Raw genomic sequence first — 4,711 nt, forward strand, 5'->3', positions numbered from 1 at the left:
GACGATGACCCGATTGACGATCACGCCGGCGCGTGACGTCTGGGCATGAGCTTCGAGGATTTCGTAAAAGTAGTGCCGAGCCCGCAGCAGGGCCGACGTGTCGTCGCGCAGCTTGTCGCGCATCTTTGGGCCTCACGATCCCGAAGCAGTGCGCGACAGACGAGAAACGCGTTAGGCCGCGGCGAGCGCGTCGAAGCGTTTCGGATCCAGTACGCGCACCCCGTCCGGGACGATCACGATCAGTTTTTCCCGCTCCAGCTTGGTGAAGGTGCGGCTCACGGTCTCGATCGTCAGACCGAGGAAATCGGCAATGTCCTGGCGGCCCATCGGCAGGCTGACGGTTTTGGTGACGCCATCGAGCCGGGCCAGCCGCTCGCGCCAAGCGACCAGGAAGGCGGCGACCTTCTCTTCGGCCGAGCGGCGGCCGAGCAGCAGCATCTGATCCTGCGCCAGGCTCAGCTCGCGGGTCGCAAAGTCGTTCATTCGCAGCAGCATCTGCGGGCGGTTCTCGATGAAACGCAGGAATGGACCACGGAAAAATTTACAGACCGTGACGGCGCCGATCGCATCGGCGGAGAACGAGTAGCGATTACCCGGCGCCATGCCGAGGAAATCACCCGGCAGCGCAAAGCCGATGATCTGACGGCGGCCGTCCGGCAGCAGCTTGTACAGCCGCGCAATACCTTCGATCAGACTGTAGACCGAATCGGCGACTTCATCCTCGGAAAACAGCGCTTCCTTCGGTCCATAGCGCACATGCTGCGCCATGCGCTCGAATTCTTCATGCTCCGCGGGGCCCAGTTCGCCGCAAATCGCCAGCGGACGCACCGCGCAATGCGTTTCACATTTGAATCCGTCGAGCGACGTACTCGGAAAAGCGAGGTGCGGCATCCATCACTCCATGCCGTGGCCAGAAACAATCCTGCCGCGCGCTGCCGTCGATTGATCGCGCAACATGCGCGGGGACGGCCAATATGTTTGCAAATCGTCAAGACTGCTTGACACAGATCAAGGACCAGGTCGAGCACTGCTTCATGGTAAGCAATGCGACGTTGTACCTATCGAGCAGCCGATGCGATGCACTTTTGCCGGCTTGGCTATTCTGCTTTTGATGATCAGCACGGCCCAATCCGCAACGCGATCAGAGGTGCGGAGCGAGACGGCACAAGCTGAGCGGCGTGGATACACCTACGCCAAGGCGCATTGCGCCCGCTGCCATGCCATCGGTCGCTCCGGACGCAGCCGCTTCAAGCCCGCGCCGCCATTTCGCACGCTGCATCAACGCTATCCGATCGAAACCCTGGCGGAGGCTTTCGCCGAGGGGATCTATACCGGGCATCCCAAGATGCCGGCGTTCGAACTCGAGCCAGACGAGATCAACGACCTCTTGGTGTATTTGAAGTCGCTGGAATAGCAGGTTTCTGAGTACCGGATTTTAGCGCGTGCGGTGCTTCTGCCGCAGCATCGGTTTCGCTGCTTGACAGGCCGGCGGCCACCCACGGCACAAGCTCCTTGGCGATCGCATCGAACGCCTTTCCGAACGCCGTCACCCCGGCCGCTGGATCTGGCCGGTCGAGCTTGCTGCTCTGCTCGAACAGCTTGGCAGCCATCTGCTTACCGTCTTTGTCGATCAATCGCGCGCCGAAACCGATCGTGGCGCTGAGTTCGCCATCACCTGCAGCTTGGCCGGTAATCTGAAAACTGCGGACGTCGATCAGGAGCTGATGTTCAGGCTGCACCGAATCATTCGGCTTCATCGGCGCGTGGGCGATGTCGTAGTTCTCGAAGCTCTGGATCAGCTTCTCCTGCAGCATCTTGAAGGTGGTGTCGCTCCATTGCGCACCGGCGAAGGCCGGCAGATCGAGATTGGGCGCGACCAGCATCTTCTGGGTGTCGAACATCAACACACCGGTCGGATCGGCGATCGTGAGCTGGCCCTTGAGCGTCGCCGTCGGCGGGCCAAAGTCGGTCGCCGCCGGCAGGTCGTACACCACCTTCTTGACCACCGGCTCGTTGGCGCCCGTCATACGTTCGACGCCGCCGAGGATGCCATCGAGCCGGCCGGTCTTGCTCGCCAGCCATTCGGAGAAGTTCTTGAGGTTAGCGACGGTCTCCTTCAGCGGCCGAGCATTGTCGCCGAGCACGCTATCGACCTTGCGCAGCGCCTCGCGCGCGGCTTGCGTCATGCTCATGCCGGCACCGGGTTCGGCGACGAGCGTGGTGGCGATTGCCGAGCCGGTCAGATCCTTGCCGCCTTCGAGCGCCACCACCGGCACGCCGGTCAGGCCCTGGAAGTCGAGGCCGACCTTGGTGTCCGGCCTGATCGGCGTATCGGGCGACACCGCGATGGTGGCATTCACCCGGCGCGGATCGTTCGGCGCCAGCCCGAGCGCGGTAACTTCGCCGACACGGATGCCGTTGAACAGCACCGCGGCGCCGACCAGCAGGCCGGGTACCGGATCGCGAAACTGGATGTGATAGGCGGTGCGGGCACCGACGCCGGATGTGTTGTGCAGCCAGAACACGAAGCCGAACACCGCCAGGATGGCAGCAAGTACAAAGGCACCGACGATCACGAAGGGAGCACGGGTTTCCATCGGTTAGTCCTGTTCTCAATCGTGTTTGGGCTGGAGCATCGCCGAGCGCTTGCCGTGGAAGTAGGCCCGCACCCAGGGATGATCGGATTGGAGAAGATCGTGCATCGGACCGATGGCCACGATCTTGCCGTCGGCGAGCGCGGCGACGCGATCGCAGACGACGTTGAGGCTGGCGAGATCGTGCGTCACCATAAAGACGGTAAGGCCCAGCGTGGTCTGCAGCGTCTTGATGAGCTGATCGAAATCGCCGGCGGCGATCGGATCGAGGCCACTGGTCGGCTCGTCGAGAAACACGATGCCGGGATCGAGCGCCAGTGCGCGCGCCAGCGCGACGCGTTTGGTCATGCCGCCGGACAGCTGCGCCGGATACTTGTCCCAGTCGTCGGGCGCGATGCCGACCATGTCGAGCTTGGCGGTGGCGATCTCGTCGCGCAGCCTGTCCGACATGTCGAGCATCTCGCGCAGCGGAAACTGCACGTTCTGCCGCGCGGTCAAAGACGAGAACAACGCGCCCTGCTGGAACAAAATGCCCCAGGTGGCGGCGGCTGAATCGCCGGCACGGCCGAAGCCGCGCGCGGTGTCGCGGCCCATCACTTCGATATGGCCGCCCTGCTTGGGGATCAGCCCGATGATGGTGCGCATCAGCACCGACTTGCCGCCGCCCGACGCACCGACGAGGCCAAGGATTTCGCCGCGGCGGACGTCGAGCGAGAGATGATCCAGCACGGTCTGGCGGCCGAACGAAACGACGAGATCGGCGACGCGGATGGCGTAGAGTTCGGCGAGTGCGTCCATCGCTACATCCCGATCGAAGCGAAGAACACGGCGAACAGCCCGTCGAGCACGATCACCAGGAAGATCGATTTGACCACCGACGTGGTGGTCTGCAGGCCAAGCGACTCGGCGCTGCCGGCGACGCGCAGCCCTTCGCTGCAGGCGACGATGCCGATCACCAGCGCCATGAACGGCGCCTTCCACATCCCGACCTCGAAGCTCGACAGCGACACCGCCTCGTGCAGCCGCGCGATATACACCGACGGCTGCATGCCGCCGTAGAACCAGGCGGTGAGCAAGCCGCCATAAAGCGCCGCCATCGAGCCGATAAAGGTGAGGATCGGTAGCGCGATGATGAGCGCGATGATGCGCGGAAGAATCAGCACCTCGATCGGATCGAGCCCCATGGTCGAGAGCGCATCGATCTCCTCGCGCATCTTCATCGAGCCGAGTTCGGCCGTGTAGGCGCTGCCGGAGCGCCCCGCCACCATGATGGCGACGATCAACACGCCGATCTCGCGCAGCACCAGGATGCCGACCATATCGACCACGTAGGACTCGGCGCCGAATTTGCGGAAATGGAATATGCCCTGCTGAGCGATGATGGCGCCGATCAGGAAGGTGATCAGCACCATGATGGGGATCGCCTGGAAGCCGACCCGATAGACCTGGTAGGTCAGCGAGGTCAGCCGCAGCGAGCGCGGCCGGCGCAGCACGCCGAGCAGAGCTGCGCCCAGCGCGCCGAGCATCTGGAGAAACACCGCGACGTCGGCCGTGGCGCTCCAGGCGGCGCGACCGACCTGATCGAGCCGGGCGATAACCGGGTTGGGCTTGGGGTGCGGCGTCGGAGCGCGGCGATTGACCTGGCGGACTTCTTCGATCAATCCGGCGAACTGCGCCGAGATACCTTTGAACTCCGCCGTCCGCCCGGCCCGCGCAGCATCGCGCGATGTCTTCTCGAGCAGCCAGGCACCGAGCGTGTCGATCTCGTGGACCTCGCTCATGTCGATGGTGAGCGACTTGGCCGCGGCGATCTTCGGGGCAAGGTCGTCGAATAGGCGCTCCAGTGCCGCCGAATGGCTGGCGGTCCAGGCGCCGCCGGGATGCAGCTCCAGGGTCTCGCCGTCGCCGACCGCATTCAGTTCGGGCGCGGCGCTCATGCCGTCCGCCCGAGTTCGAACACCGCCATGCGAGACTCCATCTTCCATCCACCATGTTCTCGCCGGATCGCGAACACGGCACTGGCATTTTTGCGTGCCGATCGCGGTTGACGCAAATCAATTATCGCATGGACTCGCCGCGTAAAGCTTTGTGACCGTCGCGAACCGGGGCCGCAACCG

5 protein-coding genes are annotated in these 4,711 nt (G+C 63.8%); 1 reads left to right on the forward strand and 4 read right to left on the reverse strand.

Features of this window, described 5'->3' with window-relative positions:
• Positions 1-171: 171 nt before the first annotated feature.
• On the reverse strand, positions 172-891 hold the full coding sequence (gene aadR / locus I5M_RS10240; protein WP_022721320.1) for a transcriptional activatory protein AadR: 720 nt from the start codon (positions 889-891) through the stop codon (positions 172-174).
• A 181-nt stretch (positions 892-1,072) separates the two neighbouring features.
• Here aadR and I5M_RS10245 point away from each other — a divergent pair, with 181 nt between their 5' ends.
• The gene (locus tag I5M_RS10245) at positions 1,073-1,414 is read left to right on the forward strand and encodes a cytochrome c (protein ID WP_031336009.1); all 342 of its coding nucleotides are present in this window, start codon (positions 1,073-1,075) and stop codon (positions 1,412-1,414) included.
• Here I5M_RS10245 and I5M_RS10250 read toward each other — a convergent pair.
• Genes I5M_RS10250 through I5M_RS10260 form a run of 3 tightly spaced genes read right to left on the reverse strand, consistent with a single transcriptional unit; the run spans position 1,377 to position 4,531 of the window.
• Positions 1,377-2,597 (reverse strand): MlaD family protein, encoded by a 1,221-nt coding sequence (locus I5M_RS10250; RefSeq protein WP_022721322.1) that lies wholly within the window; start codon positions 2,595-2,597, stop codon positions 1,377-1,379. The genes I5M_RS10245 and I5M_RS10250 overlap by 38 nt on opposite strands.
• A 15-nt stretch (positions 2,598-2,612) precedes the next feature.
• Positions 2,613-3,392 carry an ABC transporter ATP-binding protein gene (locus I5M_RS10255; protein WP_022721323.1) on the reverse strand — a complete coding sequence of 260 codons (780 nt, stop codon included), beginning with the start codon at positions 3,390-3,392 and terminating at the stop codon, positions 2,613-2,615.
• Between the two features lie 2 nt (positions 3,393-3,394).
• The gene (locus I5M_RS10260) at positions 3,395-4,531 is read right to left on the reverse strand and encodes an ABC transporter permease (RefSeq protein ID WP_022721324.1); all 1,137 of its coding nucleotides are present in this window, start codon (positions 4,529-4,531) and stop codon (positions 3,395-3,397) included.
• Between the last annotated feature and the right edge of the window lie 180 nt (positions 4,532-4,711).

It is taken from the genome of Rhodopseudomonas sp. B29 (assembly GCF_000333455.1).
Classification (GTDB): domain Bacteria; phylum Pseudomonadota; class Alphaproteobacteria; order Rhizobiales; family Xanthobacteraceae; genus Rhodopseudomonas.

Bases quoted from the DNA above. Each gene is read 5' to 3' on its own strand.
- I5M_RS10260 (WP_022721324.1), bottom strand. From the start codon at position 4,531: ATGAGCGCCGCGCCCGAACTGAATGCGGTCGGCGACGGCGAGACCCTG.
- I5M_RS10245 (WP_031336009.1), top strand. From the start codon at position 1,073: ATGCGATGCACTTTTGCCGGCTTGGCTATTCTGCTTTTGATGATCAGC.
- I5M_RS10255 (WP_022721323.1), bottom strand. From the start codon at position 3,392: ATGGACGCACTCGCCGAACTCTACGCCATCCGCGTCGCCGATCTCGTC.
- I5M_RS10250 (WP_022721322.1), bottom strand. From the start codon at position 2,597: ATGGAAACCCGTGCTCCCTTCGTGATCGTCGGTGCCTTTGTACTTGCT.
- aadR (WP_022721320.1), bottom strand. From the start codon at position 891: ATGCCGCACCTCGCTTTTCCGAGTACGTCGCTCGACGGATTCAAATGT.